At 64.2% G+C, this 26,506-nt stretch carries 23 protein-coding genes; 10 read left to right on the plus strand and 13 right to left on the minus strand.

The annotated features are described in order from the left end of the window. Positions 1-116 precede the first annotated feature (116 nt). From glyQ to FYB76_RS15715, 5 genes are all read left to right on the plus strand, one after another. Positions 117-1,034 (plus strand): glycine--tRNA ligase subunit alpha, encoded by a 918-nt coding sequence (gene glyQ / locus FYB76_RS15695; protein WP_039790129.1) that lies wholly within the window; start codon positions 117-119, stop codon positions 1,032-1,034. A 74-nt stretch (positions 1,035-1,108) separates the two neighbouring features. Continuing rightward, positions 1,109-3,229 carry a glycine--tRNA ligase subunit beta gene (gene glyS, locus FYB76_RS15700; RefSeq protein ID WP_154134238.1) on the plus strand — a complete coding sequence of 707 codons (2,121 nt, stop codon included), beginning with the start codon at positions 1,109-1,111 and terminating at the stop codon, positions 3,227-3,229. A 91-nt stretch (positions 3,230-3,320) separates the two neighbouring features. Beyond that, entirely contained in the window at positions 3,321-3,878 is a 558-nt protein-coding gene (gene gmhB / locus FYB76_RS15705) for a D-glycero-beta-D-manno-heptose 1,7-bisphosphate 7-phosphatase (protein ID WP_088754633.1), read from the plus strand. A 55-nt stretch (positions 3,879-3,933) separates the two neighbouring features. Further along, positions 3,934-4,719, plus strand: coding sequence for a 1-acyl-sn-glycerol-3-phosphate acyltransferase (locus FYB76_RS15710; RefSeq protein WP_008325691.1), 786 nt, complete (start codon positions 3,934-3,936; stop codon positions 4,717-4,719). 52 nt (positions 4,720-4,771) lie between these two features. Then, positions 4,772-5,764 (plus strand): M48 family metallopeptidase, encoded by a 993-nt coding sequence (locus tag FYB76_RS15715; protein WP_154134239.1) that lies wholly within the window; start codon positions 4,772-4,774, stop codon positions 5,762-5,764. A 25-nt stretch (positions 5,765-5,789) separates the two neighbouring features. Here FYB76_RS15715 and FYB76_RS15720 read toward each other — a convergent pair whose 3' ends face one another. The 9 genes from FYB76_RS15720 to FYB76_RS15760 all read right to left on the minus strand — a co-directional run bounded on the left by FYB76_RS15720 (position 5,790) and on the right by FYB76_RS15760 (position 18,274). Continuing rightward, a complete protein-coding gene (locus FYB76_RS15720; RefSeq protein ID WP_154134240.1) occupies positions 5,790-7,913 on the minus strand; it encodes a TonB-dependent receptor in 2,124 nt (707 codons plus the stop codon). A gap of 203 nt (positions 7,914-8,116) precedes the next feature. After that, positions 8,117-9,400 carry a chloride channel protein gene (locus FYB76_RS15725; RefSeq protein WP_088754630.1) on the minus strand — a complete coding sequence of 428 codons (1,284 nt, stop codon included), beginning with the start codon at positions 9,398-9,400 and terminating at the stop codon, positions 8,117-8,119. Between the two features lie 169 nt (positions 9,401-9,569). Beyond that, entirely contained in the window at positions 9,570-9,974 is a 405-nt protein-coding gene (gloA, locus tag FYB76_RS15730) for a lactoylglutathione lyase (protein ID WP_220406219.1), read from the minus strand. Positions 9,975-10,015: 41 nt separating this feature from the next. Beyond that, the gene (locus FYB76_RS15735) at positions 10,016-11,680 is read right to left on the minus strand and encodes an EAL domain-containing protein (protein ID WP_229296985.1); all 1,665 of its coding nucleotides are present in this window, start codon (positions 11,678-11,680) and stop codon (positions 10,016-10,018) included. A 287-nt stretch (positions 11,681-11,967) separates the two neighbouring features. After that, positions 11,968-12,345 carry a hypothetical protein gene (locus tag FYB76_RS15740; protein WP_145607197.1) on the minus strand — a complete coding sequence of 126 codons (378 nt, stop codon included), beginning with the start codon at positions 12,343-12,345 and terminating at the stop codon, positions 11,968-11,970. Between the two features lie 163 nt (positions 12,346-12,508). After that, complete coding sequence (gene rsmA / locus FYB76_RS15745; protein WP_154134241.1) at positions 12,509-13,291, minus strand: 16S rRNA (adenine(1518)-N(6)/adenine(1519)-N(6))-dimethyltransferase RsmA; 783 nt, start codon at positions 13,289-13,291, stop codon at positions 12,509-12,511. A 26-nt stretch (positions 13,292-13,317) separates the two neighbouring features. Beyond that, positions 13,318-14,340, minus strand: a complete 1,023-nt coding sequence (gene pdxA / locus FYB76_RS15750; RefSeq protein ID WP_154134242.1) for a 4-hydroxythreonine-4-phosphate dehydrogenase PdxA — start codon at positions 14,338-14,340, stop codon at positions 13,318-13,320. Positions 14,341-14,463: 123 nt separating this feature from the next. After that, positions 14,464-15,966 (minus strand): peptidylprolyl isomerase, encoded by a 1,503-nt coding sequence (locus FYB76_RS15755; RefSeq protein WP_154134243.1) that lies wholly within the window; start codon positions 15,964-15,966, stop codon positions 14,464-14,466. A gap of 25 nt (positions 15,967-15,991) precedes the next feature. Further along, positions 15,992-18,274, minus strand: a complete 2,283-nt coding sequence (locus FYB76_RS15760; RefSeq protein WP_154134244.1) for an LPS-assembly protein LptD — start codon at positions 18,272-18,274, stop codon at positions 15,992-15,994. Between the two features lie 97 nt (positions 18,275-18,371). Here FYB76_RS15760 and FYB76_RS15765 point away from each other — a divergent pair, with 97 nt between their 5' ends. The 5 genes from FYB76_RS15765 (at position 18,372) to upp (ending at position 23,487) form a co-directional block, all read left to right on the plus strand. Then, the gene (locus FYB76_RS15765; RefSeq protein WP_088754622.1) at positions 18,372-19,403 is read left to right on the plus strand and encodes an aminoglycoside phosphotransferase family protein; all 1,032 of its coding nucleotides are present in this window, start codon (positions 18,372-18,374) and stop codon (positions 19,401-19,403) included. Positions 19,404-19,413: 10 nt separating this feature from the next. Next, positions 19,414-20,130, plus strand: a complete 717-nt coding sequence (gene murU / locus FYB76_RS15770) for an N-acetylmuramate alpha-1-phosphate uridylyltransferase MurU (protein WP_088754621.1) — start codon at positions 19,414-19,416, stop codon at positions 20,128-20,130. After that, positions 20,127-21,473, plus strand: coding sequence for a Xaa-Pro aminopeptidase (gene pepP, locus FYB76_RS15775; RefSeq protein WP_154134245.1), 1,347 nt, complete (start codon positions 20,127-20,129; stop codon positions 21,471-21,473). Before murU ends, pepP begins: the two co-directional genes overlap by 4 nt. Before the next feature lie 106 nt (positions 21,474-21,579). Continuing rightward, positions 21,580-22,728: an FAD-dependent monooxygenase gene (locus tag FYB76_RS15780; RefSeq protein ID WP_154134246.1), complete on the plus strand. Its 1,149-nt coding sequence runs from the start codon at positions 21,580-21,582 to the stop codon at positions 22,726-22,728. Between the two features lie 111 nt (positions 22,729-22,839). Further along, positions 22,840-23,487 carry a uracil phosphoribosyltransferase gene (gene upp, locus FYB76_RS15785; protein WP_088754618.1) on the plus strand — a complete coding sequence of 216 codons (648 nt, stop codon included), beginning with the start codon at positions 22,840-22,842 and terminating at the stop codon, positions 23,485-23,487. Between the two features lie 74 nt (positions 23,488-23,561). On the opposite strand, the gene FYB76_RS15790 is transcribed toward upp, so the two are convergent. The 4 genes from FYB76_RS15790 to panD all read right to left on the minus strand — a co-directional run bounded on the left by FYB76_RS15790 (position 23,562) and on the right by panD (position 26,477). Next, positions 23,562-24,071, minus strand: coding sequence for a hypothetical protein (locus FYB76_RS15790; RefSeq protein WP_229296986.1), 510 nt, complete (start codon positions 24,069-24,071; stop codon positions 23,562-23,564). 232 nt (positions 24,072-24,303) lie between these two features. Continuing rightward, positions 24,304-25,743 (minus strand): NAD(P)(+) transhydrogenase (Re/Si-specific) subunit beta, encoded by a 1,440-nt coding sequence (locus FYB76_RS15795; protein WP_154134247.1) that lies wholly within the window; start codon positions 25,741-25,743, stop codon positions 24,304-24,306. After that, positions 25,740-26,054, minus strand: a complete 315-nt coding sequence (locus tag FYB76_RS15800; protein WP_034335569.1) for an NAD(P) transhydrogenase subunit alpha — start codon at positions 26,052-26,054, stop codon at positions 25,740-25,742. Before FYB76_RS15800 ends, FYB76_RS15795 begins: the two co-directional genes overlap by 4 nt. A 60-nt stretch (positions 26,055-26,114) precedes the next feature. Further along, a complete protein-coding gene (gene panD, locus FYB76_RS15805; RefSeq protein WP_008325650.1) occupies positions 26,115-26,477 on the minus strand; it encodes an aspartate 1-decarboxylase in 363 nt (120 codons plus the stop codon). Positions 26,478-26,506 lie beyond the last annotated feature (29 nt).

Genomic DNA, 26,506 nt, shown 5'->3' on the forward strand with positions numbered 1-26,506 from the left:
CCATGCCAGGGGCCGGCAGTGCCGCGCCCTGGCAAAACCGGGTCAAACGCCCCAAAAGGCGCTAAAATCCAAGGTTTTCGCAATTCCTCCGCCGGTTCGCCAGGCCACCACACACGATGCTGACATTTCAACAAATCATCCTCAAGTTGCAAGAATATTGGGACGCCCAAGGCTGCGCACTGCTGCAGCCCTACGACATGGAAGTCGGCGCCGGCACTTCGCACACGGCAACCTTCCTGCGCGCGATCGGCCCGGAACCGTGGCGCGCCGCCTACGTCCAGCCCTCGCGCCGCCCCAAGGATGGCCGCTACGGCGAAAACCCCAACCGCATGCAGCACTACTACCAGTACCAGGTGGTCCTCAAGCCGGCGCCGGAAAACATCCTGGACCTGTACCTGGGCTCGCTGGAAGCGCTGGGACTGGACCTGAAGCAAAACGACGTACGTTTCGTCGAGGATGACTGGGAAAACCCCACCCTGGGCGCCTGGGGCCTGGGTTGGGAAGTCTGGCTCAATGGCATGGAAGTGACGCAATTCACCTACTTCCAGCAGGTCGGCGGCCTCGACTGCAAGCCGGTGCTGGGAGAAATCACCTACGGCATCGAGCGCCTGGCGATGTACCTGCAGGGCGTGGAAAACGTCTACGACCTGGTCTGGACCGAATGGACCGAGAACGGTGTCAAGAAGCACCTGACCTATGGCGACGTGTTCCACCAGAATGAAGTGGAACAATCCACCTTCAACTTCGAGTACTCGAACACCGACTTCCTGTTCTCGCTGTTCACCAATTACGAAGCCGAAGCCAAGCGCCTGATGGAAGTGCCGCTGGCACTGCCGGCCTACGAGCAGGTGCTCAAGGCCGCCCACACCTTCAACATGCTCGACGCCCGTGGCGCCATCTCGGTCACCGAGCGCGCCGCCTACATCGGCCGCATCCGCAATCTTTCGCGGGCGGTGGCGCAGGCCTACTTCGAATCGCGCGAGCGCCTGGGCTTCCCGATGCTGGGCCAGGCACCGGCACAAGCTGCCGCCTGAGCCGCAGCGACATGACATGATGCGGCGCCGGTTGACTTGACCGGCGTCCCGAGCAAGACAGCAAGACAGACAACATGAACCAGACACTCCTCGTAGAACTCGTCACCGAAGAACTCCCGCCGAAGGCGCTGGCCAAACTGGGCGATGCGTTCGCCAACGGCATCTTCAATGGCCTGCAAAGCCGCGGCTATCTCGATACCGGCGCTGCCGCCACTGCCTATGCGACCCCGCGTCGCCTGGCCGTCTCCATCACCCAAGTGCGCGCCGCCTCGCCGGACAAATCGATCCGCGAAAAGGTGCTGCCGGTGGCCGTCGCACTGGACGCCGAAGGCCGCCCGTCGGCACCGCTGGTGAAGAAGCTGGCTGCACTGGCCGCCTCCACCGGTGCCACCGTCATCACCCCGGACCAGCTGGAACGCGCCCAGGATGGCAAGGCCGAGAGCTTCTTCTACACCTATACCGCCAAGGGTTCGGCCCTGGCCGTGGGCCTGCAGGCTGCGCTCGATGAGAGCCTGTCCAAGCTGCCCATCCCCAAGGTCATGAGCTACCAGCGCCAGTTCGGCCGCGCCGCCGGTGAGACCGTGCACTTCGTGCGTCCGGCCCACTACCTCGTGGCACTGCTGGGCAAAGACGTGGTGCCGATCAATACGCTGGGCCTGGATGCCGGCCGTACCACCCTGGGCCATCGCTTCCTGTCCTCGGGCGCGCAGCAGATCGCCTCGCCCGATGCCTACGTCGAGGCACTGGCCACACAAGGCAAGGTCATCGCCAGCTTCACCGAGCGCCGCGAAAAGATCCGCACTGCGCTGCTGGCCAAGGCCGGTGGCGATCAAGTGCTGATGCCGGAATCGCTGCTGGACGAAGTCACTGCACTGGTGGAATGGCCGGTGGTCTATGAATGCAAGTTCGAGGATGAATTCCTGGCCGTGCCGCAGGAATGCCTGATCCTGACCATGCAGACCAACCAGAAATATTTCGCACTGACCGACGCCGATGGCCGCCTGCGTTCGCGCTTCCTGATCGTCTCCAACCTGGAGACCGATCGCCCCGAACATATCATCGGCGGCAACGAGCGCGTGGTGCGTCCGCGCCTGTCGGATGCCAAGTTCTTCTTCGAGCAGGACAAGAAAAAATCCCTGGCCGATCGCGTGCCGCAACTGGCCAACGTGGTCTACCACAACAAGCTGGGCAACCAGCTGCAGCGCACCGAGCGCGTGCAGGCACTGGCCGGCAAAATTGCCAGCCTGCTGGGCGGCGACGTCAAGCTGGCCGAGCGCGGCGCACTGCTGGCCAAGGCCGACCTGCTGACCGACATGGTCGGTGAATTCCCCGAGCTGCAAGGCATCATGGGCACGTACTACGCGCGTCATGATGGCGAGCCGGACGAAGTGGCATTGGCCGCCTCCGAACATTACCAGCCGCGCTTTGCCGGCGATGCCCTGCCGACCACTGCCACCGGCACCGCCGTGGCCCTGGCCGACAAGCTGGAAACCCTGGTCGGCATCTGGGGCATCGGCCTGCAGCCCACCGGCGACAAGGATCCGTTCGCCCTGCGCCGCCATGCCCTGGGCGTGCTGCGCATGCTGGTCGAAAAGCGCCTGCCGCTGTCGCTGGCCGCCTTGCTGGACGCCGCCGCGGAACTGTTCGCCGGCAACGCCAATTTCAAGGACCCGCGCGCTGATGTGCAGGCCTTCATCTACGACCGCCTGCGCGGCCTGCTGCGCGAGCGCGGCTTTGCGCAGAACGAAGTCGAAGCCGTGGTGGCCCAGCAGCCCGACGTGCTGGACAACGTGGTGGAACGCCTGCAAGCCGTGCAAGCCTTCGCCGCCTTGCCGGAAGCCGAGGCCCTGGCCGCCGCCAACAAGCGCATCACCAACATCCTGAAGAAGATCGAAGGCGTGGCCATCGATGTCCACGGTGCCGTGCAGGAAAGCCTGTTGCAGGAAGCCGCCGAGCAGGGCCTGTTCGCGGCCATGCAGACCACGCGTCCGCAGGTGCAGGCGGCCTATGCAGCGGGTGACTTCGCCGGCGCACTCAAGGCCCTGGCGCAGCTGCGCCAGAACGTCGACGCCTTCTTCAACGACGTGATGGTCAATGCCGAGGATGAGCAGCTGCGCAAGAATCGCCAGGCCCTGCTGGCATCGCTGCATGGCATGCTCAACCAGGTGGCCGATATTTCCAAGCTGGCGGCGTAATCCATCCCGCTACCGGCTGTCGCACACGCAACACCGATCCGCCGCGCACGGGCTTGTCCTGGCGCGGCGGTATTCATGAAGGAAAGCAGGAATGAAACTGATCATTCTCGACCGCGATGGCGTCATCAACCACGATTCCGATGCCTTCATCAAGTCGCCCGACGAGTGGATCCCCATCAAGGGTTCGCTGGAAGCCATCGCGCGCCTGAACCAGGCCGGCTATCGCGTGGTGGTGGCCACCAACCAGTCCGGCGTGGCGCGCGGCTTGTTCGACATCAAGACCCTCAACGCCATCCACCAGAAGATGCACAATGCGGCCCAGCAGGCCGGTGCCGATATCGACGCGGTGTTCTTCTGCCCGCACTCGGCCGATGACAATTGCGATTGCCGCAAGCCCAAGCCGGGCATGTTCCACGAGATCGCCAAGCGCTTCAACATCAGCCTGCGCGGTGGCGTGGCGACCGTGGGCGATTCGCTGCGCGACCTGCAGGCCGGCTATGTGGCCGGCTGTGCGCCCTACCTGGTGCTGACCGGCAAGGGCGAGAAGACCCAGGCCAAGGGCGGCTTGCCGCCGGGTACGCTGGTGTTCCCGGATTTATCGGCGGTGGTTGATTTCATTCTGAAGTCGCCCGTCGGGGTCTCGGTATAGTGCCGTCACTGCGACCGCGCAGCCAACCCCATTCATTACAACAACATGCTTCGGCATGGGAGAAACAATTTTGCGCCTTGTCCTGATTCTGCGTTCGGTGGTCTTCATGGTCCTGATGGCCGTGGCCACCATCATCTGGTCCTTCGCCTGCCTGCTGTCGGCCCCCTTCCCTTACGCCCAGCGCTACTGGTGGACGTCACGCTGGAACGTCTTCGTGATCTGGACCGCGCGCGTCATCTGCGGCATCCGCTACGAAATGCGCGGCACCGAGAACCTGCCTGATGCGCCGGTGATCCTGCTCTCCAAGCACCAGTCGGCCTGGGAAACCATCTTCTACGTCATCAACATGCCGCGTCCGCTGGTGTTCGTGTTCAAGAAGGAGCTGACCTACATCCCCTTCTTCGGCTGGGGCATCGGGCTCTTGCGCATGATTCCTATCGATCGCAAGAAAGGCCGCGACGCCTTTGCGCAGGTGCTGGAACATGGCCGCCGCCGTCTGCGCGATGGCCAGTGGATCGTGATGTTCCCGGAAGGCACGCGCACCCCCGTGGGCTCGCAGGGCAAGTACAAGGCCGGTGGTTCGCGCCTGGCCGTGGAAACCAATACGCTGGTGGTGCCGGTGGCGGTGAACTCGGGCGAGTGCTGGCCCAAGGGCAGCTTCGTCAAGAAACCGGGTGTCATCACGGTCTCGATCGGCAAGCCGATTTCGCCGGAAGGATTGAATCCCCAGGAGTTGAACGAGCGCGTCGAAAATTGGATAGAATCCGAGATGCGCGTGATTTCGCCGGACGTCTACAAAAACAGCGCGCCCCGGCCGGCCGCCTCGACTGCATCGCAGTAATGCCGCGCGGCCAACTCCTTAGCCAACAGCAACACAGGACGCCGCGACTGCCTTGATACTGCTCCGCAAACCCAAACCCAATCCCGACCAGCTCTCGCTGCAACTGGATTTGTTTGGCGCGCCCGCCGCTGCCCCGGCAGCGGCGCCCGTCGATCCGGGCCCGGCGCTTCCCTCGCCGACGGTGCAACCGCCGCTCATCGTGACACCGCATCCGGTCGTCCATGCGGCACCGCTGCCGCCGCCCCTGATTGCCGAACCGCCCGCACCACCCTCACCTCCCAGCCCGCTGCTGGCCCCGCCGACCACGGCCCGTCCGGCCGACGGCAAGCGCCGCATCCAGCTGGGCGAGCACACCATCGATTTTGCGCTGCTGCGTTCCAAGCGCCGCACCATCGGTTTCCTGGTCAGTGACGAAGGCCTGCGTGTGACCGCCCCCAAGTGGGTGACCTTGGCCGAGATCGACAACGCCATCCGCGAGAAGCAGCGCTGGATCCTGACCAAACTCAACGAGCGCCGCGAGCGTTCGGCGCGCCGCCTGCAACCGCAGATGCAATGGCGCGATGGCGCCACCCTGCCCTATCTGGGCGCGGACATCACGCTGCGCATCCGCACCGGCCAGCGCCAGGCGGTGTTGCTCGACGAAGTCACGCGCGAACTCAACATCAGCCTGCCGGCCGACGCCGGCGAGCAGCAATTGAAGGACCGCGTGCAGGGATGGATACAGGCGCGCGCCGAAGAACTGTTCGGCAAGCGGCTCATGATCTATGCCGAGAAGCTGGGCGTGCAATATCGTTCCTACGCACTGTCCTCGGCCACCACGCAATGGGGCTCCTGCACCTCGGATGCGCGCATCCGCCTGAACTGGCGGCTGATGCATTTCGCCCTGCCGCTGATCGATTACGTGATCGCGCACGAGCTGGCGCACCTGCGCGAGATGAACCACAGCCCGCGCTTCTGGGCCACGGTGCAATCGATCTTCCCTGAATTCGAGTCGGCCAAGAAGGCCTTGCGCGACAGCGCTCCCGAGACCCTGCCGATCTTCTGAACGGCCGGGCCCCGCCCTCGCTCACTCAGAAGCGCACGTTCACGCCCACGTCCAGCGAGCGCCCGTAGCCCGGCAAGGCTTGCAGGCTGCCGCTCTTGGCCTTGGCCAATCCCGACAGGTAGACCCCGCCCAGCGCATCGGCGTAGTTGCGATTGAACAGGTTGCTGATGCCTGCACTGACACTGATGGCCTGGTTGAACTGATAGCTGCTGCGCAGGTTGAAGACGGTATAGCTGGCGGTGACCGGCTCCAGGCGACTGCTGTCCACCAGCGTCTTGCGTGCGACGTAATTGACTTCCGCACGATGGGTCCACGCGCCCTGCTGCTGCTCCAGCGCGGCCAGCACATTGAAGGGCATCATGTGATACAGGTTGCCGCCATCGACACGCTTGCCGCGCGTGAGGCCGGCCTTGCCGGTGAAGGCGATGTCCCCCAGCCCGGCGGTCCGCAACAGCGGCCACTTCCACGAGGCGTTGATGCCATACAGGCGGGCATCGTGATTGGCGAATTGCAGCAGCGCACCCGATGCGGTGCTGACGCTGTAGGGATTGAAGCGGCCGATGACATCGGCATCGATGTAGTTCTCGACGTAGCTGAAATACGGCGTCAGCTTGAAGAACCAGCGTGGCTCGCTGCCCTCCTTGTCTGCCGCATGCCAGTCAGCGGTGGCTGAGAGCGTATGCGCCACTTCCGGCTTGAGATCGATGTTGCCGACATAGCCGTTGCCGTCGCCGAACCAGTTGGTCATGGTCATGGCCATGGTGCCGCGGCCCCAGGTGTAGCGCTCGTAAAGATTGGGCGAACGCGTCTTGCGGGCATAGCCGACTTCCCAGGTCTGGCCGGCGTCAGGGGTGAAGCGTGCCAGCGCAGTGAGGTCGATGTTGTTGTCGGTCTTGGCATGGCCGCGTGCATTGAAGGCGTTGGCCGCCGTCAGGTCAGCCATGTTCATCATGTTGGTGCCATAGGATTGCACGTTGCCGGCATCGGTCTTGACCAGCTCGTCGCGCACCCCCACGATCGTGCTCCAGCGTTCATTCAATTTGCCCTCCCACTCCACGAAGAGGGCGTAGCGATCGCGCTTGCCGTCATTGATGTTCACATAGGTCCGGGGGCCCATCATCATCGAGCCCGGTACGGCCGGCCAGTCGTCATCCAGATGGAAGCTGTGGTACTCGTTGCCCACGCGCAGTACGCTGCTGCCCTCGGGGGCGAGATCGATATCTGCCCGCAGCGTGTAGCCGATGTCACGGCCCCGCGTCTGCATGGGCATGGTACCGGTGCGCTCGGCACTGAAGAATCCCATCTCATGCCCGGTGCGCTGCCAGTACACGCGGCCCAGCAGCTTGCCCCAGTCGAAGCGGCGCTCATAGCCCAGGTTGGCGAAGGTGGAGCGGTTGCCGGTCATGTCCATGTACTGGTTCGGGAAACCCTGGTAAGGGATGTATTGCTGCCCGGCCTTGAACACCAGTTGCTGTCCGTCGCCGCGCGCGGCCACCGTCACCGCGTGGTTGTTGCTCTCGAACTGGCTGCCCAGGACTTTGTCGCCACGGCCGTTGACGTAGCTCTCGGCCCGCGACCGGCTGGCGACGTAATGGACCGAGAGACTGTCGCTGGCTACCGTCCCCTCCACCGACGCCGACACTTCCGAATTGACGCTGCGTGCGGCCACCGAAAAGCCCCCCTTGGTCAGCAGCGCGCCGGGCTGCGCCGCGAATTGCGGTGCCGGCGCCGCCAGTTCGATGGTGCCACCAATGCTGTCGCCACCGACGCTGACCGGCGTAATGCCGGCCATCACGCGCGTCATCCCCACCTGCGCTGGCGGCATGTAGGACATGGGTGCGTTCATCTGGTTGCCGCAGGCGGCGGTGACCTCCATGCCATCGAGGCGAATCTTGAGGCGATCGGCAGCGAAGCCATTGAGGACCGGCAACGCCGACACACCGCCCGCTGCAGCGCTGGCGTAACCGGGTTGATCGGCCAGCAGCGCAGCGCTGTCGGCGCTGAGCGGAGCGCTTGCAGCGGGCTTGTCGCCGCGCACGGTGACGGTCGGCAAGGGTGCATTGGCCGCATCAGGAGTGGTCTGGGCCAGAGCGTGGCCGCAAGCGCTGAAGGCCAGCGCAATGGCGCAGGCACAAGGAGTGAGTTGCATGGAAATCCCCGGGGTTGTCGTTATCGGTCTGCCGGTCTGCGCAGGCAGGTGCAGCGGGCGATTATGGCCAAGCAAAACGACGAGGGAGTGCGACATATTGTCGCGCGCGGCACGACAGAATGACGAAAGCGGCGCGCAAGCGCCCGGGGAGCGGGTGTCGGCGGCTGCGTCAAATTGACGCAGCCTTTCGACGATGTGTAGCGTCAGTGCTTGAGATAGCGTTCGGCCAGCGTCTCGTACAGCGGCGGGGCGAACACCTTGGAGACTGCAGAGGCAATCAGGGCGGTGGCCATCAGCGAGATCACCAGCGCATGGCCGTCGACCATTTCCATCACGATCACGAAGGCGGTGATCGGTGATTGCGTCACGGCCGCAAGGTAGCCCACCATGGCCAGCGCCACCAGCATCGGCAGCGAGGTGCCACCGAAGAGCAGGTGCAACAGGTTGCCGAAGCCGGCGCCGATGGACAGCGAAGGCGCGAAGATGCCGCCCGGCAGGCCCGGCAGGTAGGAGCCGATCATGGAGGCGAACTTGAGGAAGGGATAGAACACCGACAGGCCCTGCCCGTCATTGAGCAGGCCATGCGCCTGTTCGTAGCCGCTGCCGAAGGTGGCTCCGCCGGCGGCCACGCCGATGACCGCGACGATGAAACCGCACAGTGCCGCGAACACCACCGGACGTTCGGCGCGCAACGTCACGACGGGGGCCGGAATCCAGCGCGCAGGATTGAGGATGAGCCAGCAGAAGAGTCCACCGGCCACGCCCATCAGCACCGCGGTCACGATCACGGCAAGGATCAGGCGGCCACTGGTTTCGCCAGGGAAGGCAATCGAGCCGAAGTAGGTGTAGTTGCCATTGATCGACAGCGCCACCAGGCCGGCGAAGATGATGGTGGTGATGACCACGCCGCTGGCGCGCTGTTCAAAGCTGCGCGAAAGTTCCTCGATGGCGAAGACGATGCCGGCCAGCGGTGTATTGAAGGCCGCCGCCAGGCCGGCGGCGGCACCGGCCAGGATCAGGCGGCGTTCCATGTGCTCGTATCCGGCCGGATACAGGCGGCGCAGGTTGACCATGATGGCCGCACCGATCTGCACCGTCGGTCCTTCGCGGCCGATGGTCATGCCGCCGGCGATGGCCACCACCGACAGCACGATCTTGCCGACCAGTACGCGGATCGACAGGAGAACGCTGCTACGTTCAGTGGTATCCCCATGCAGGGTGGCGATGGCCTGCGGGATGCCGCTGCCTTCCGAGCCGGGGAAGTAGCGGCGGGTGAGCCACACGCAGGCGGCACAGACGGCAGGCGTCAGCAGCAGCGGCAGCCAGGGCGACCTGTGCTCGATGCTGCGAAAGACGCCGAATCCGATCTCGATGGCCTGTGCGTAAAGAACCGCGACCAGGCCGACGATGATGGCGCCGCTCCAGAGGATGCCGTATTCGACCCACAGCCGGCGCAGGTGACTTTTGGAGAGTTGATAGAGGCTCAATTGGCGTTCCTGTTGTTGTTCTGTTGATGCGTTGATGCGTTGATGCGTGGTTGTGCGGATGCAGCCATGCATCCTCATGGACACGTCCCGCGTGGCAGAAATCCCGTCGCCCGAACGCACCATGAAAAAAGCCCGCGTGAGCGGGCTGACAGGCTGACAGCGGCTTGCCTCAATCGGCGGCGCTGTAGTGTTCCTTCTTCTGGATGAACTCGATCTTGTAGCCATCCGGGTCGGTGACGAAGGCAATCACGGTCTTGCCGTGCTTCATCGGACCGGCCTCGCGGGTGACCGCGCCACCCTTGGCCTTGACCGCCTCACAGGCAGCATAGGCATCGTCGACCTCGATGGCGATGTGGCCGTAGCCGGTGCCCAGGTCATAGGATTCGGTATCCCAGTTGTGGGTCAGTTCGAGCACGGTGTGATCGCGTTCTTCGCCGTAACCGACGAAGGCCAGCGTGAACTTGCCGTCCGGATAGTCATTCCTGCGCAGCAGTTTCATGCCCAGCACCTGGGTATAAAAATCGATGGAACGGTCCAGATTTCCCACGCGCAGCATCGTATGCAACATTCTCACTTGGCGACTCCTTTTCATGGCTAACGTGAAGCAAGCCGACATTATCCCTGATTTGCCGAGCGCTCGCCCAGCGCCGGCCAGGCTCGCGCTGGCACACGCTGCGCGCTGTCAGTCCTGGTCGGTGCCGCGCAAGCGGTGGATCTGCTCTTCCAGGGTGTTGATGCGGTACTGCAGCCGGCGCTCGGTGCTGATATCGACGATGACGCCATACCAGCGCACGATGCGTCCCTCGCCATCGCGGCGTGCGGCGAGGCGCGGCTGCGCATCCAGCGCCATTGGCCATCGGGCCAGAGGACCCGGAACTCGGCGCGGAACGGGCGCCCGGTCGGGATGTTGGCCAGCCATTCCTGGCGCACCCGCAAGCGGTCTTCCTCGGGCATGCGCGCCAGCCACTGCTGGTGCCGCTCTGCGGTGGTCAGCTCGGGCAGCCATTCGAAGGTCGGCCCGATGTAGTCGATCACGCCTTGCGCGTCCGCAGCCCACGGAATGTTGGGGCTCAGGTCGATGGCCCGATGGAAATGCTCTTCACTGTCGCGCACGGTGCGCTCGGCGCAGACCCGCGCCGTGATGTCCACGGCCGAGCCCGAGATGCCCAGCATTTCACCCAGATCGCTGCGCACCAGCTGGAAGGCCAGCAGCGAGGTGCGCCCGGTGCGTGAGTTGAAGAACTCCATGGGCGCGGGCGCTGCACCGTCGACCACCTCGGCCACCATCTGCAGCAGCGGCCGGTGTTCACTGCGGTCCAGCAGGTCGGTCACGGGACAGCCCTCCAGGTCGCTGCCGGCATTGCCACCGAGCAGGTCGATCATCATGGCATTGGCGCTGACCACGCGCAGCAGCGGGTCGAGGAAGCACAATCCCACCGGCGCGCTGCGGTAGAGCGAATCGAGCTGGTGCCAGCGCTGGAAGGGGGAGGTATCGATACCGGCACTGTGACGCTGCCACACGCCGCACTCACCGATCAGGCGAGCGGCCTCGGCCAGCGGGGCCGGCCGGCCGAGATGGAAGCCCTGCCCGAATTCGCAGCCCATGCGCTTCAACAGGTGGGCGTGATGTTCGGTTTCGATGCCTTCGGCCACTACGTGCATCTTCAGGCTCTGGCCCAGTCCGGCCACCGCCAGGACGATGCGGAAGTTGTCCGGATCCTGGTCCATGGTGCGCACGAAACTGGCGTCGATCTTGATCTCGTCGAAGGGATAGGACTGCAAGCGCGTCAGGCTCGAATAGCCGGTACCGAAATCATCGAGCGACAGGCTGGCACCCGCCTGGCGCGCGGCCAGGATGGTCTGCAGCGTGCGCTCGTGGTCCTGCACCAGCACCGTCTCGGTGATCTCCAGCTGCAGGCGCGACATGGGCAGGCCATGCGTGTGCATGACGGCGGCCAGCCGGTCCAGCAGGCTGGTGTCGAGGAACTGCCCAGGCGAGAGGTTGACCGCCAGCCGCAGTTCGGGGGGCCAGTGGCACAGGCTGGCGGCCACCGTATCGAGCAGCTTGAGCAACAGGGTGTCCAGCAGGCCGCCGCGTTCGGCCACGTCGATGAACTCGAGGGGAGAGACCACGCCGCGCTGCGGGCAGGTCCAGCGGGCCAGCATCTCGAACCCGGCAATGCGGCCGGTCCGCAGATGCACCAGGGGCTGCAGCGCGGGCCAAAGATGGCCGGCGTCGAGGGCGGTCCTGATGTCGTCGGCAGCGATGGGGGCCATCATCTGGAGTGCGTCTCCTTGCTGTTGGGCAATGCGCGCCATTTCGTCATTCTGACGAAACGACCAGGCTTATTATGCTGACAAAATGCCAATCGATTCGTCATTATGTAGCGTTTTACTGACGCTTAGCTTATTCGCTGTCTCCTTGCCTCCTCCTCGCTGTCTCCTCCCTGTCTTCTTATACGCGCCGACGAAAAAAAACGGGCAAGCCGCAAAGCTTGCCCGTTTCCCTCAAGATGGCTTGCGCCGGGATGTCCTGCCTGCTCCGGAGAGCTGATCCTCCGCCAACCTCAGCGGCCGTAGTAGGAGTAGTAATCCGGACGGTCGTCGTAGCGATAGGTGCGCACTTCGGTGCGCTCCACATAGCGCACCGGACGTGGCGGCGGCGGTGCGTAGTAACGCGGCTGCTCATAGACCACTTGCTGCGGCGGCTGGTAGTACACCGGCTGCGGGGCCTGGTAGTAGACCTGTTGCGGCGGGGCCTGGTAGACCGGCGCCGGTTGCGAGTTGGCGATCAGTGATCCGATGGCGACGGCACCGATGATACCGGCAGCAATCGCCACGCCGTTGCCGCCCCGGTCATGCGCCATCGCAGGCGTGCTGACGACGGCGGCCGAAGCCAGAAGAGTGGTGGCGATCAATACCGATGCGATTTTTTTGCTGGCCATGATTGGCTCCTGTCAAAGAAGTCCGCGATCTGTCGCGGCACGATTCCAATATAAGACAGGTTCAGCTTGAAACCACGGAATATGAAACTTCGTTACAGTTCTTACGGGTGGCGGCGCGGCTGTAATAAAGTGCAACAGCCGCGCTGCGCGCGCCGCACCGGCCTCAGGCCTGGCGTGCGGCCAGCAGGTTGGCCAGGGCCACGAACTGTTCCACCGGCACTGCTTCCGGGCGCGCCTGGGGATCGACGCCGGCCTGGCGCAATTCGTCTTCCGTGAAGAGGCCGGCCACGCAATTGCGGATCACCTTGCGGCGCTGGGAGAAGGCCTTGGTGACGACCTGCTCCAGCAGGGCCTGCTCGCAGGCCATGGGTTGCGCCAGCGGGATCATGCGCACGATGGCTGAGTCCACTTGCGGCGGCGGGTCGAAGGCGGCCGGCGGTACCACGAACAGCAGCTCCATGTGATAGCGCCACTGCAGCATCACCGACAGGCGGCCATAGGCCTTGCCGCCCGGCTCGGCAACCATGCGCTCGACCACCTCCTTCTGCAGCATGAAATGCTGGTCCTGCACCTGCGGGGCAATCTCGGCCAGGTGGAACAGCAAGGGGCTGGAAATGTTGTAGGGCAGGTTGCCGACCACACGCAGCTTGCGGCCTTCCGGCACCGGGATGCTGGCGAAATCGAACTTGAGGGCGTCAGCCGAATGCACGGTCAGGCGCTCGGCGCTGAACCGCTTCTTGAGGCGCTCGACCAGGTCGCGGTCCAGTTCCACCACGTGCAGGTGGCGCAGTTGTTCCAGCAGCAGCGCGGTCATGGCTGCCAGGCCCGGACCGATCTCGACCATGGCATCGTCGGCGGCGGGCGCGATGGAGCTGATGATGTCGTGCAGCACCACGTCATCGGTGAGGAAGTTCTGGCCGAAGCGTTTGCGCGGGATGTGTTTCATGGGAGTTCCAGTGGGTTCTTGCAATCTCAGGCGGCGGCCCGGCGGCGCGCCATGTCGGCGGCCGCGCGGATGGCCACGCACAGGCTGCCATGGTCGGCGTGGCCAAGGCCGGCAGCGGCCAGGTCCAGGGCCGTGCCATGGTCGACCGACGTGCGGATCAGGGGCAGCCCGAGGGTAATGTTGATGCCATGGCCGAAGCTGGCGAATTTCAGGACCGGCAGGCCCTGGTCGTGATACATGGCCAGGACGCAGTCGGCCTCTTCCAGGTATTTGGGCTGGAACAGGGTGTCGGCCGGATAGGGACCGCGTGCATCGATGCCGCGCGCACGGGCCGCCTCCAGGGCGGGCGCGATGACCTCGATTTCTTCGCGGCCCAGGTAGCCGTTCTCGCCGGCGTGCGGGTTCAGGCCCGTGACCAGGATGCGCGGCCGTGCGATGCCGAACTTCCCGCGCAGGTCTTCTTGCAGGATATCGAGCGTGCGCGCCAGGCTTTCGGCGGTGATCGCAGCGGGGACATCCTTCAAGGCCAGGTGCGTCGTCGCCAGGGCCACGCGCAGGTGCGGCGCATCGCCGCCGGCCAGCATCATCACCACTTGCGGCGTGCCGGTCACTTCCGCCAGGTATTCGGTGTGGCCGGTGAAGGCGACGCCGGCATCATTGATGGTGCTCTTCTGCAGGGGCGCGGTGACGATGGCGGCGAACGCGCCGGAGAGCGCGCCCTGCACCGCCAGGTCCAGCGTCTGCAGCACGGCGCGGCCATTGCGTGCATCCAGCATGCCGGCGCGCACCGGCTCGGCCACCGGGCAGTCGATCACGGTCAGGCAATCCACCGGGAAAGCGGGCAGGCCGCTGTTGCGCCAGGCCTGGATGGAGAGGGCCGCGACCCGCATCTGCGGATCGATCTCATAGGCCGTCTGCGCCAACAGGGCGGCATCGCCCAGCAGGATGCAGCGCGCTTCATGGCGCAGCTCCCAGGCGGCGCGCAGGGAAATTTCCGGACCGATGCCTGCCGGTTCGCCGCAGGTCAGCGCGAGGATGGGTCGGTTCATGGCGGTATCACTCATGGCCTGTGAAGGCAAAAACGGGCTTCAAAAAGGCAAGGGCCGGCAACAAGGCCGGCCTCTCTTGCACGCATGGGGACAGCCCGCTGGCCTCCCCTGCCGGTGCGGCGATCAGTCGTCGTTGCGATACTCGACGTAGGCGCGGTCGCGGATCTGGCGCATCCAGTCCTCGGTGGCTTCCTCGATCTTGCGGTCGCGGATGGCCTGGCGCGCGGCCTGGCGGGTGCGCTCCTTGGAGGCATCGTCGGTCTTGCGCTCGACCACCTGGATCAGGTGATAGCCGAACGGGGTTTCGATGGGCTGGCTGACTTCACCCGGCTTCAACTGGTCCATGGCGCGCTCGAACTCCGGGACGGTGTCGCCCGGGTAGATCCAGCCGAGGTCGCCGCCCTTGGAGGCGGACAGGTCATTGGAGTACAGCTTGGCCAGTTCTTCGAAGGTGGCCGAACCGTGGTCCAGGCGCTCCTTCAGCTCGGTCAGCTTGCGCTTGGCTTCGGCTGCCGTGACGACCTGGTTGACCTTGATGAGGATGTGGCGCACATGGGTCTGCTGCACGGCCGGAGCAGCCGCCTGGGTGTTGCCGGCAGCGCGGCGGCCGACCAGCTTGAGGATGTGGAAACCGTTGCCGCTCTTCAAGAGGCCGCTGACCTGGCCATCCTGCAACTTGGCCACGCCATCCAGGAACAGCTGCGGCAGGCGATCGGCCGGACGCCAGCCGAGGTCGCCGCCGGAGAGCGCGTCCGACGAATCGGAGTAGGCGGCAGCGGTCTTGGCGAAGTCGGCACCGGTCTTCAGCTGGCGCAGCACGTCTTCGGCGCGTTCACGGCGCGCGGCCAGTTGCTCGGGGCTGGCGTTCTCGGGTACGCGGATCAGGATCTGGGCGATGTCCAGTTCCTGGCGCTCACCACCGGCATTGGCTTCGGCAGCAAGGTAGTTGTCGATCTCGGACTCGGTGACCACCACCTTGTTGTCCACTTCACGCTCGCGCAGGCGCTGGCTCAGGATTTCGCGGCGGATCTCTTCGCGGAAGCTGGCGTAGTTCATGCCCTCGGCTTCGAGGCGGGTGCGGAATTCGGGGATGGACAGCTTGTTCTGCTCGGCGATGCGCTGCATCGCGCGGTCCAGCATGGCGTCGTCGACCACGATGCCGTTTTCCTTGGCCATCTGCGCCTGGGCGCGTTCGACGATCATGCGCTCGACCAGCTGGCGCACCAGCTGCTGGCGCGGCGGCAGCTGCACGTTCTGCGCGGCCATGCGCTTTTCCACGCTGGCCAGGCGCTCGGCGACTTCCTGGCGGGTGATGACTTCATTGTTGACCACCACCAGGATCGAATCCACCGGACGCGGCTCAACGCGTGCGCTGGCCGAAGCCGGCGCGGGGGCGGCAGGCGCCGCCGACACGGCAGGCTTGCTGGCGGCCGCAGCCGGCTTGGCGGCAGCCTTGGGCGCGCCCTTGGCGGGTGCAGCCGGCGCGCTGCCGGTGGTCTCCGGCGGAGTCACCGGGATGATGGTGGTGGCGAACTGCGCATGCGCATTGCTGATCACGCCCAGCATGCACAGCAGCGCGGTCACTGTTTTGGTTGTTGCGAGGAGTGGTGTACGCATATTACGCATGGACTAATCGTTGGTTCGAAAAAAGTTAGAAGTTGTTGCCGGTCATGGTGTCCGGCAGGTTCACGTTCTGGTAACCGGGCACGCTGCTCTTGATGGCATCCATGGGGTTGGAGCCGATCTTGGAAAGGCCATTGAGTTCGAGCTGGATGAAGAAGCCCGTCGACGCCTTGGTGGACGAGGTCGGGATGCGTTGCGCCACCACCCGGAAGACCCAGCAATCGGCCTTGTATTCGAAGCCGGCCAGGCCTTCGGCCACGGTGCGGTCGGGAATGGAGTAGTTCATGCGGCCGACGGCGTAGATGCGCTGGGTAAGCGGCCACTGTCCGGACACATCGACCTGCTTGAGCGGATCGAGCACGCCGGTGTAGGGATTGACGTAAGTACGGTCCAGGCGGTACTGCAGGTTCAGCACGCGCTTGGGCGCCGGCTGCCAGCGGATGCCGAACGTCGAACGCACCATCTGGCGCAGGGTCTCGCTGTACTGCACCGTGCTGTCGGTGGAGAACTCGCGGGTGATCTGGCCACCCAAGGCCAGCAGCAGGTCGGACTTGCTGCCCAGCGTGGTGGTGGTAGTGCCGCTGATGGCCACCTTGGGATCGGTAAAGTAGTAGCGCTGGCCGATCGCCGCGCGCAGGCGCTCCAGGCCGTTTTCCTCAATCAGGCGGGTGGTCACGGCGGCAGTCAGTTGGTTGGCATCGCTGATGCGGTCGTGGCCGACGAAACGGTTTTCGGTGAAGATCTGTGCGAAGTTGAAGTCGGCCAGGCCAGAATCAAACACCGGGAACTGCGACTGGTCGCGGTAAGGCGTGCGCACGTAGAACAGGCGCGGCTCCAGCGTTTGGGTCATGCTGCGGCCCAGCAGGTTGGATTCGCGTTCGAAGATCAGGCCCGAATCAAGGGACAGGGTCGGCAAAGTACGGCTGAAGCTGGTGGGCTGGCCGGCAGTCACGTTGTTCAGGCTGTAGCTGGTGGCATCTACCGTCACCTTGGGGGTGATGAAATAACCCGGACGAATGATGGGATAGGACACCGCCTGCGTTATGTAAGCACGGTCGCCACCGATCAAGCTGCCGCTGGAGAAGCGCGTGAAGTCGGCAGTGGTATTGAAGTCAAACCCACCGATGTCGTAGCGATTGCCCACGAAGGTGATCTCGGGTACCCGGTCATAGGGCTTGCCAATCGGGGCATTGACGTCCTGCAGCAGCTGGTATTTGGAAACCAGTCCGGTCACGCTCCAATACGTACTGCTATAAGACAGGCTGACGTTACGCGGCAAAAGCCGCTGCGTACTACCGGTGATGGATCGCGCGAAATCGGACGGGTAGTCGTTGTCGGACGCCTTGTTCAGGTTCCACGCCAGTTGCAAGCCCGGGGCCAGGGTCTGGTTGTGGACGGAGGACAGCGAATAACGGCCGGTGCCGGTCACCCTATCCTGGATGCCTTCGACATTGGTGACGCCACTGTAGCCGTCACCAATGTAACGGGTCTCGGCACCCAGTTGCAGCCCGCGGCGCGCAATATAGCGGGGCACCAGCGTCATGTCGTAATTGGGCGCCAGGTTGAAGTAGTAGGGGACCGATATCTCGGCGCCACCGTTGGTGGTCATGCCGATGGTCGGCGGCAGCACCCCCGACCTGCGTTCACCCGACAGCGGGAAGGACATCCAGGGCGAGCCCAGGATCGGCACATCCTTGAAATACACCAACCCGCCATGCATGACGCCTTCATCCCGGCCGCTGTCGAGATCCATGGTGTTGGCGCGCAGGTACCAGTCGGGATCGGGCGCTTCGCAGGTGCTGTAAGTCCCCTGGGTCACCTTGGCCTGGTCGTCAGACAGGAAGTCGATGCGCTGGGCCTTGCCGCGGCCACCGCTCTTGCCGATCAGGTAAGTCGGATTGGTCACGTAGCCGGCGCCGGTGCCCATGTTCATTTCGGCATAGTCGCCGGTGTACTGGTCCTGCAGGCGCTGCATCCAGACGTGGCCGGTGGCCTCGACTTCATCCTGGATGATGCGGTATTCGGCCTTGTCGGACTTGATGGTGGTCGCTGCCTTGACCAGTTCCACGTCGCGGTCCAGGTTGACCTGGCGATCGGGGCGACCGGTCATCTGCTCGGCGCTGACATTGACCGGGGCGTCCTGGTCCTGTGCGGGCGGAGTGGCGGGCGCAGGCGCGGGCATGCTCATCTGGGCGTGCACCGACAGCGGCAGGAGGGCCGAGGCCGAAGCCACCACCATTGCCGAAGAGAACAGACGCGCCAGCCGCCAGTTGACAGTACGTTCAGTGAAAGACTTGGAAAACCGGATCATGAAAAGAGAGGCTAGATACCGTGCAGGCGGATTTTTTGGGTTTAATCCCTTATTATATGGGAACTCAACCACGTCAAACGATTTCCTCAGATAGTTCATGTCTTCACCTGGTTCCACCCCCGATCTCCGCCTGTCCGAACTGCAAGCCTGGCTGGCCACCCTGGCCGATACCCCGGTGCTGTCCTCCACCCTGCGCCCGGCCTCGGCCGACGCCAGCTTCCGCCGCTATTTCCGGGTGGATACACCCGACGGCGGCAGCGCCATCGTGATGGATGCCCCGCCGCCGCAGGAGGATGTGCGCCCCTTCGTGAAAGTCGCCGGCCTCTTCGGCGAGACCGGGGTGACCGTGCCGAAGGTACTGGCGCAGGATACCGAACGCGGCTTCCTGCTGCTGTCGGACCTGGGTTCCACGACCTACCTCTCGCAGCTCTCGGCCGACAGCGCGCACGCACTATACATGGATGCGATCGAGGCCCTGGTACTTTTACAAGCGCAAAGCAAGCCCGAGGCGCTGCCCGAATACGACCGCCCGCTGCTGCTGCGCGAGCTTGAACTGTTCCGCGAGTGGTATATCGGCAAACACCTGGGCGTCACCCTCACCGACGAGCAGAACGCCGTATTGGACAAGACCTTCGACGCCATCCTGGCCAACAACCTGGCCCAGCCGCAGGTCTACGTGCACCGCGACTACCATTCGCGCAACCTGATGGTGCTGCCCAAGGGCAACCCCGGCATCCTGGACTTCCAGGATGCGGTCTACGGCCCCATCACCTACGACCTGGTCTCGCTGCTGCGCGACGCCTACATCCAGTGGGATGAAGAAATGGTGCTGGACTGGGCCATCCGCTACTGGGAAAAGGCGCGCCGCGCCGGCCTGCCAGTCACCCCGGACATCGATACCTTCTACCGCGACTTCGAATGGATGGGCCTGCAGCGCCACCTGAAGGTGCTGGGCATCTTCGCGCGCCTGTGGCATCGCGATGGCAAGGATGGTTACCTGAAGGATATCCCGCTGGTGATGGAATACACCCTCAAGACCGCGCGCCGCTACGTGGCCTTCACGCCCCTGGTGCGCCTGATCGAGAAGCTCGAACAGGAACACGCGCCCAAGTTCGGCTACACTTTCTGAGGCGCCCGGCATGAAAGCCATGATCTTTGCAGCCGGCCGCGGCGAGCGCATGCGTCCGCTGACCGATACCTGCCCCAAGCCGCTCTTGAAAGTGCGTGGCCGCCCGCTGATCGTCTGGCAGATCCTCTCGCTGGTACGCGCCGGCATCACCGAGATCGTCATCAACCACGCCCACCTGGGCCAGATGATCGAAGACACCCTCGGTGACGGCAGCCGCTTCGGCGCCAAGCTCTTTTATTCACCTGAAACGACCGCGCTGGAAACCGCGGGCGGTATCGCCCAGGCCCGCCACCTGCTGGGTGAAGAACCCTTCATAGCGGTCTCCGGCGACATCTGGTGCCCGCACTTCGACTACAGCGAATTGCTGACGGTGCTGGAAGACGAAGACCCCTGGGGCAACCCGCTGCCGCAAGACAAGCGCGACCTGGCCTGGCTGTATCTGGTCAAGAATCCGTCCTTCCACCCGGAGGGTGATTTCGCCTTGAACAACTTCGCCATCGCCAACGAGGGCCAGCCCAAGCTGACCTTTGCCAACATCGGCGTGTATCGCCCTGAAATGTTCGACGGTATCGCGCCCGGCAGCCACGCCAAACTGGGGCCGCTGCTGCGCCAGTACGCCGACCAGGGCCGCATCGGCGGTGACGTGTATCGGGGCGACTGGCACAACGTCGGTACCATCGAACAACTGGAAGCACTGAACCTGCCACCGCAAGGAACCCGCCCATGAGCTTCGACGCCACTCCCTTCGCCGCCCGCCGCGCGCGCCTGCTGGCCAGCCTGCAACAAGCCGGGGGTGGCGTGGCCATCATCCCGACCGCCCCCGAGGTGATGCGCAATCGCGATGCCGATTACCCCTATCGCCACGACAGCTACTTCTACTACCTGACCGGCTTCACCGAACCCGAAGCGGTACTGGTCCTGGTGGCCGGCAAGGAAAACCGCAGCATCCTGTTCTGCCGCGACAAGAACCTGGAACGCGAGATCTGGGACGGCTACCGCCACGGCCCGCAGGCCGCGCAGCAACTCTTCGCGCTCGATGCGGCCCACCCCATCGAGGAACTGGACAAGAACATGCCCGTCCTGCTCTCCGACGCCCGTGCGGTCTACTACGCACTGGGCCAGGACGACAAGCGCGACGCGCAATTGCAGCGCTGGCTGCAGGGCGTACGCGCCCTGGCGCGCAGCGGCGTGTCCGCGCCCGGCGCAGTGGTCGATGTGAGCGTGCTGCTGGATGACATGCGTCTCTTCAAGGACGCCTTTGAAATCGACGTGATGAAACGCGCCGGCGTCATCTCCGCCGAAGCGCATTGCCGCGCCATGCGCATCTGCCGTCCCGGCCTGCGCGAATATCACCTGGAAGCCGAACTGCTGCACGAATTCCGCCGCAACGGTTCGCAGTATCCGGCCTATGGCTCCATCGTCGCCACCGGTGCCAACAGCTGCGTGCTGCACTATCGTGCGGGCGATGCCGAGATCAAGGACGGCGACCTCGTCTTGATCGATGCCGGCTGCGAACTGGACAGCTACGCTTCGGACATCACCCGCACCTTCCCGGCCAATGGCAAGTTCAGCGGGCCGCAGAAGGCGCTCTACGAAATCGTCCTGGCCGCGCAAGCCGCCGCCATCGCCGAGACCGCACCGGGCAAGCGTTTCATGGATGGCCATGACGCTGCCGTACGCGTGCTGGCGCAGGGTATGCTGGACACGGGCCTCCTGGATAAATCCAAGGTCGGCTCGCTGGAAGACGTGATCGACAAAGGCGACTACCGCCAGTTCTACATGCACCGCACCGGCCACTGGCTGGGCATGGATGTGCATGACGTGGGCGACTACCGCGACCCCGCCAGCGCCGACGGCAGCAAGCCCTGGCGCACGCTGCAGCCGGGCATGGTGCTGACCATCGAGCCGGGCATCTATGTACGTCCGGGCGAAGGGGTGCCGGAGCAGTTCTGGAACATCGGCATCCGCATCGAGGATGATGCGCACGTCACCCCCTCCGGCTGCGAATTGCTGACCACGGGCGTGCCTACCAAGGTCGATGACATCGAAGCGCTGATGCGCCAGGGTTAAGCGCCCGTCCCCCGGGGCCGCGCATGCGCCGGATCAAGCCCGCGCGGCGCGGCTCCGCTACAATGAGGCCTTCCTGAATCTTCTGCAGAAGGCATCTCCCGGCATCATGGAATCCGTCGATTTCGACCTCATCATCTGTGGCGGCGGCCCGGTCGGCCAGAGCGTGGCGGGCCTGCTGGCACGCCGCCAGTTGTCCGCCGCGCGCATCGCCCTGGTAGACATGAAGTCTCCCGAACAAGCTGCTGCCGATCCGCGCACCATTGCCCTCTCCTACGGCAGCCGCCAGATCCTCGACGAACTGGCTGCCTGGGACGCCATCGGCCGCAGCGCCACCGCCATCGAGCAGATCCATGTGTCGCGCCGTGGCCACTTCGGGCGCACCCTGCTGGACCGCAAGGATTACCAGTTGCCCGCACTGGGCTATGTGGCGCGCTATGGCGAAGTCAACCGTGCGCTGGCTTCGGCCATCGCACCGCTGGGCCTGGCCCTGATGCGGCCCGCCGAGGCGCAAGAGATCACGGAAGACAACGACCATGTCGCCGTCACCCTCAAGGACGGCCGCGTGCTGCGCGCACAACTGGTGATCCAGGCCGAGGGCGGCGTCTTCGGTGAACAGCAGCAAAAGAGCCTGCAGCGCGACTACCAGCAACTGGGCATCATCGCCCACGTGCAGGCCGATGGCGTGATCGCCCATCGCGCCTTCGAACGCTTCACCGATGAAGGACCGCTGGCTCTGCTGCCTCAAGACGACGGCTATGCCCTGGTGTGGTGTGTGCGGCCAGCAACCGGCGAAGCATTGCTGGCGCTGGACGATGCGGCGTTCCTGGCCGCCCTGCAGCGCACCTTCGGCGAACGGGTCGGCCGCTTCACCCGCATCAGCCCGCGCCACGCCTTCCCGCTGGGCTTGAACGCCCGCCCCGGCCAGAGCCGGCGCGTGGTGGCCATCGGCAATGCAGCGCAAACCCTGCACCCGGTGGCCGGCCAGGGCCTGAACCTGGGCCTGCGCGACGCCCGCGTGCTGGCCGATGTGCTGGCGCGCGAGGTGTCACCCGACGCCTTGCAGGCCTTCGAACGCCAGCGCGGGCAGGATCGCGGCCTGACCATCCGGCTCACGGACCTGATGGCACGCATCTTTGCCGGCTCGCCCCAGGGTTCGCCCCTGCAGGCGGCGCTGGGCCTGTCGCTGGGGGCGATCGACCTGCTGCCCGCAGCGCGCGGCTTGCTGGCCGAACAGATGATGTTCGGTCGCCGATGAGGTGAACAATGCTGCATATGCGCGACGTCCTGTCGTCGCGCAGGCGGTCAGGAAATGCGACAATGCTGACTTGCGGCGCCCGCCGCTCCACCCCGCAGATATGCATTTGCCATGAAACAAGACCCGCGCTTCAAGAATCTCTTCATCCTCGACCATCCGCTGATCCAGCACAAGCTGTCGCACATGCGCGACAAGCGCACCTCCACGCGTACCTTCCGCGATTTGCTGCGCGAGATCACGCTGCTGATGGGTTACGAAATCACGCGCGACCTGCCGCTGACCACCGAGACCATCGAAACCCCGCTGGTGACCTATGAAGCCCCGGTGATCGCCGGCAAGAAGCTGGCCGTGGTGCCGGTGCTGCGCGCGGGCGTGGGCATGAGCGATGGCCTGCTGGAACTGATCCCTTCGGCACGCGTGGGCCATATCGGCGTCTATCGCGACGAAAACCACCAGCCGGTGGAATACCTGGTGCGCCTGCCGGACCTGCAGGACCGCATCATGATCCTGTGCGACCCCATGGTCGCCACCGGCAACTCGGCCGTCTATGCCGTGGATGCCCTGAAGAAGCGCGGCGTACCGGCTTCGCACATCGTCTTCGTGGCCTTGGTAGCCGCCCCGGAAGGCGTGCAGGTGTTCGCTGATGCGCATCCGGATGTGAAGCTTTACGTCGCCTCGCTGGATTCCCACCTCGATGAGGATGCCTACATCGTGCCTGGGCTGGGCGATGCGGGGGATCGTATTTTCGGGACCAAGTAAAAAGAAAAGCCGGTTCCGACATCGCTGTCGGGAACCGGCCGGCCTGCCCTCATTCCTCTACATCTGGTACGGGATCACTTCACCTGGGGAGCGGGTGTCACCGGTTGCGGCGAACTGGCTGCCGTGACCTTCGTCGGTACCGGCTGCTGTGCTGCTGCAGCTGCCTGGGCCTGCTCAGTGGAGACTTTCTTGTCCACAATCGAAGACTCGCCCATCTTCACCGGCAACTGATTCGGATAATCGTAGCCATTCCCCCGCGAGTGGTCGACGATGGCGCCAATGCCGCCGCCGAAAATGATGTTCCCCCACATGGAGCCGGCCGCACGCGACACGGCTTTCAACAGACCATCGGGAACACCTTCCCGCTTGCAGACCACATCCAGGTCTTCATTCGATTTACGCACATTGACGTTGGCCGGAGTGACCGCCGCCCACGATCCCTTGTCATTGGTCAGTGTGCAGGACGCCTGCACCGGATTACCTTCATAGACCGAAGTCAAGGCCAGCACCTGGGTATCACTTTGCGTAATCGTCGAACAGCCGGATACCATCACGACGCACAGCGCCGCCATCGCAACTTTCACTGTATTTCCCCTGAATTATTGGTTGAGTTTCATTGTCGTGGTGTGCCGTCATCGCCCTCGGATCCCGCTACCCCAGCAGGAATGCAAGCCTATGCCCCAAAAGCGAACGGCTTGCAAATTGTACAAGATGTACATTCTTGCAAGCCGTCGCAGGAAGAAAAATTACGCGTGCGCTGCGCGTGATCAGCTACCCAGCAGAGCGCACCAGCAGATGCCGGTGCGCACGCCAACGTCAGTCCACCGCCTTGACCATATCCTCGATGACCTTCTTGGCATCACCAAAGACCATCATGGTCTTGTCCATATAGAACAGCTCATTGTCCAGGCCGGCATAACCCGCCGCCATGGAGCGCTTGTTCACGATCACGGTCTTGGCCTTGTAGGCTTCCAGGATCGGCATGCCGGCAATGGGCGACTTGGGATCCTTGGCCGCCGGGTTGACCACGTCATTGGCCCCCAGCACCAGCACCACATCGGCCTGGGCGAACTCGCTGTTGATGTCTTCCATCTCGAAGACCTGGTCATAGGGCACTTCGGCCTCGGCCAGCAGCACGTTCATGTGGCCCGGCATGCGGCCGGCCACCGGGTGGATCGCGTATTTCACGGTCACGCCGTGGTGCGTCAGCTTCTCGGTCAATTCCTTCAGTGCATGCTGCGCGCGCGCGACGGCAAGCCCGTAGCCCGGCACGATGATGACGGTTTCTGCATTTCCCATCAGGAACGCTGCATCGTCGGCCGATCCCGACTTGACGTTGCGCTGCTGCTGCGCCCCGCCACCGGCGGCCGCCGCCTCGCCGCCAAAGCCGCCCAGGATCACGTTGAAGAAGGACCGGTTCATCGCCTTGCACATGATGTAGGACAGGATCGCGCCGGACGAACCGACCAGCGAACCGGCGATGATCAGCATGGAGTTGTTCAGCGAGAAGCCGATACCCGCCGCTGCCCAGCCGGAATAGCTGTTCAACATCGAGACCACCACCGGCATGTCCGCCCCGCCAATCGGGATGATGATGAGCACGCCCAGCGCAAAGGCGATGGCGGCCATGATGATGAAGGGCAGCCAGTTTTGCGTCAGCACGAAGATGATGCCGAAGCCGATCATGGCCACCGCCAGCAACAGGTTCAGGAAATGCTGGCCGGCGAAGTTGACCGGCGCGCCCTGGAATAAGCGGAACTCGTACTTGCCCGAGAGCTTGCCGAAGGCGATCACGGAGCCCGAGAAAGTGATGGCGCCCACGAAGGTACCGATGAACAGTTCCACCCGGTTGCCCACCGGGATCAGCTGCCCGTGCGCGGAAATGCCCAGCGCCCACGGCTCGGCCACTGCCGCCACGGCGATACAGACCGCTGCCAGGCCGATGAGCGAGTGCATCGCCGCCACCAGTTCGGGCATCTTGGTCATCTCGACGCTGCGCGCCAGATAAGCGCCGATGCCGCCACCGACGATCACGCCGCCAGCCACCAGCAGGTAGCCGATGTCACCGGAAGGATTGGCTCCTTCCCCCTTGATCTTGACGATCAGCGCCAGCGTGGTCAGCACCGCAATGACCATGCCGGCGATGCCGAAGCTGTTGCCGCGGCGCGCCGTGGCAGGGTGCGAGAGGCCCTTCAAGGCCTGGATGAAGCAGATCGATGCGATCAGGTACAGCAGGGTCACCAGGTTCATGCTCATGCTCGTTCTCCCGACTTGGCCTTGGGCTCTTTCTTCTTGAACATTTCCAGCATGCGCTGGGTCACCATGAAGCCGCCGAACACGTTCACCGCCGCCAGCGCCACGGCCAGCGTGCCGGCGATGCGGCCGACCGTGCCTTCAGTGAGGCCCGCGGCCAGCATGGCGCCGATGATGATGATGGCCGAGATGGCATTGGTCACCGCCATCAGGGGCGTGTGCAAGGCCGGGGTCACCGTCCAGACCACGTGGTAGCCAACGTAGATGGCCAGCACGAAGATGATCAGGTTGATGATGGTGTGGCTGACTTCCATGGTGTTCCTCCTTGTGAGGCAGCCCGCCGGGGAAACGGGCCGCATGGTTCTTGTCGAGGGTCAGATTGCCTTGAGGCTGGTGATGCGGTTCTTGTCGTCCACGAAGACCACCTTGGGCTTGTAGCTGGCGACTTCTTCATCGCTCATCGGGGCGTAGGTACAGATGATGAGCAGGTCGCCCAGGTGCGCCAGGCGGGCCGCGGCGCCGTTGAGTGAAATCTCGCCGCTGCCGCGCTTGCCGCGAATGGCATAGGTGGAGAAACGTTCACCGTTGTTGACGTTGTAGAGTTCGATCTTCTCGAACTCGCGGATATCGGCGGCTTCCAGCAGGTCTTCGTCGATCCCGCAGGAACCTTCATAGTTCAGGTCGCACTGGGTGACCGAGGCGCGATGGATCTTCGCGCGCAGCATGATGCGTTGCATGTACTTCTTCCTTCTTGTTTCAAAAGTGA

Source organism: Herbaspirillum sp. CAH-3 (assembly GCF_009668275.1).
Classification (GTDB): domain Bacteria; phylum Pseudomonadota; class Gammaproteobacteria; order Burkholderiales; family Burkholderiaceae_D; genus Herbaspirillum; species Herbaspirillum aquaticum.

Coding starts and splice junctions, on each gene's coding strand:
- glyQ (WP_039790129.1), top strand. CDS start 117: ATGCTGACATTTCAACAAATCATCCTCAAGTTGCAAGAATATTGGGAC.
- glyS (WP_154134238.1), top strand. CDS start 1,109: ATGAACCAGACACTCCTCGTAGAACTCGTCACCGAAGAACTCCCGCCG.
- gmhB (WP_088754633.1), top strand. CDS start 3,321: ATGAAACTGATCATTCTCGACCGCGATGGCGTCATCAACCACGATTCC.
- FYB76_RS15710 (WP_008325691.1), top strand. CDS start 3,934: ATGGGAGAAACAATTTTGCGCCTTGTCCTGATTCTGCGTTCGGTGGTC.
- FYB76_RS15720 (WP_154134240.1), bottom strand. CDS start 7,913: ATGCAACTCACTCCTTGTGCCTGCGCCATTGCGCTGGCCTTCAGCGCT.
- FYB76_RS15735 (WP_229296985.1), bottom strand. CDS start 11,680: ATGATGGCCCCCATCGCTGCCGACGACATCAGGACCGCCCTCGACGCC.
- FYB76_RS15740 (WP_145607197.1), bottom strand. CDS start 12,345: ATGGCCAGCAAAAAAATCGCATCGGTATTGATCGCCACCACTCTTCTG.
- rsmA (WP_154134241.1), bottom strand. CDS start 13,291: ATGAAACACATCCCGCGCAAACGCTTCGGCCAGAACTTCCTCACCGAT.
- pdxA (WP_154134242.1), bottom strand. CDS start 14,340: ATGAACCGACCCATCCTCGCGCTGACCTGCGGCGAACCGGCAGGCATC.
- FYB76_RS15755 (WP_154134243.1), bottom strand. CDS start 15,966: ATGCGTAATATGCGTACACCACTCCTCGCAACAACCAAAACAGTGACC.
- FYB76_RS15760 (WP_154134244.1), bottom strand. CDS start 18,274: ATGATCCGGTTTTCCAAGTCTTTCACTGAACGTACTGTCAACTGGCGG.
- FYB76_RS15765 (WP_088754622.1), top strand. CDS start 18,372: ATGTCTTCACCTGGTTCCACCCCCGATCTCCGCCTGTCCGAACTGCAA.
- murU (WP_088754621.1), top strand. CDS start 19,414: ATGAAAGCCATGATCTTTGCAGCCGGCCGCGGCGAGCGCATGCGTCCG.
- pepP (WP_154134245.1), top strand. CDS start 20,127: ATGAGCTTCGACGCCACTCCCTTCGCCGCCCGCCGCGCGCGCCTGCTG.
- FYB76_RS15780 (WP_154134246.1), top strand. CDS start 21,580: ATGGAATCCGTCGATTTCGACCTCATCATCTGTGGCGGCGGCCCGGTC.
- upp (WP_088754618.1), top strand. CDS start 22,840: ATGAAACAAGACCCGCGCTTCAAGAATCTCTTCATCCTCGACCATCCG.
- FYB76_RS15795 (WP_154134247.1), bottom strand. CDS start 25,743: ATGAGCATGAACCTGGTGACCCTGCTGTACCTGATCGCATCGATCTGC.
- FYB76_RS15800 (WP_034335569.1), bottom strand. CDS start 26,054: ATGGAAGTCAGCCACACCATCATCAACCTGATCATCTTCGTGCTGGCC.
- panD (WP_008325650.1), bottom strand. CDS start 26,477: ATGCAACGCATCATGCTGCGCGCGAAGATCCATCGCGCCTCGGTCACC.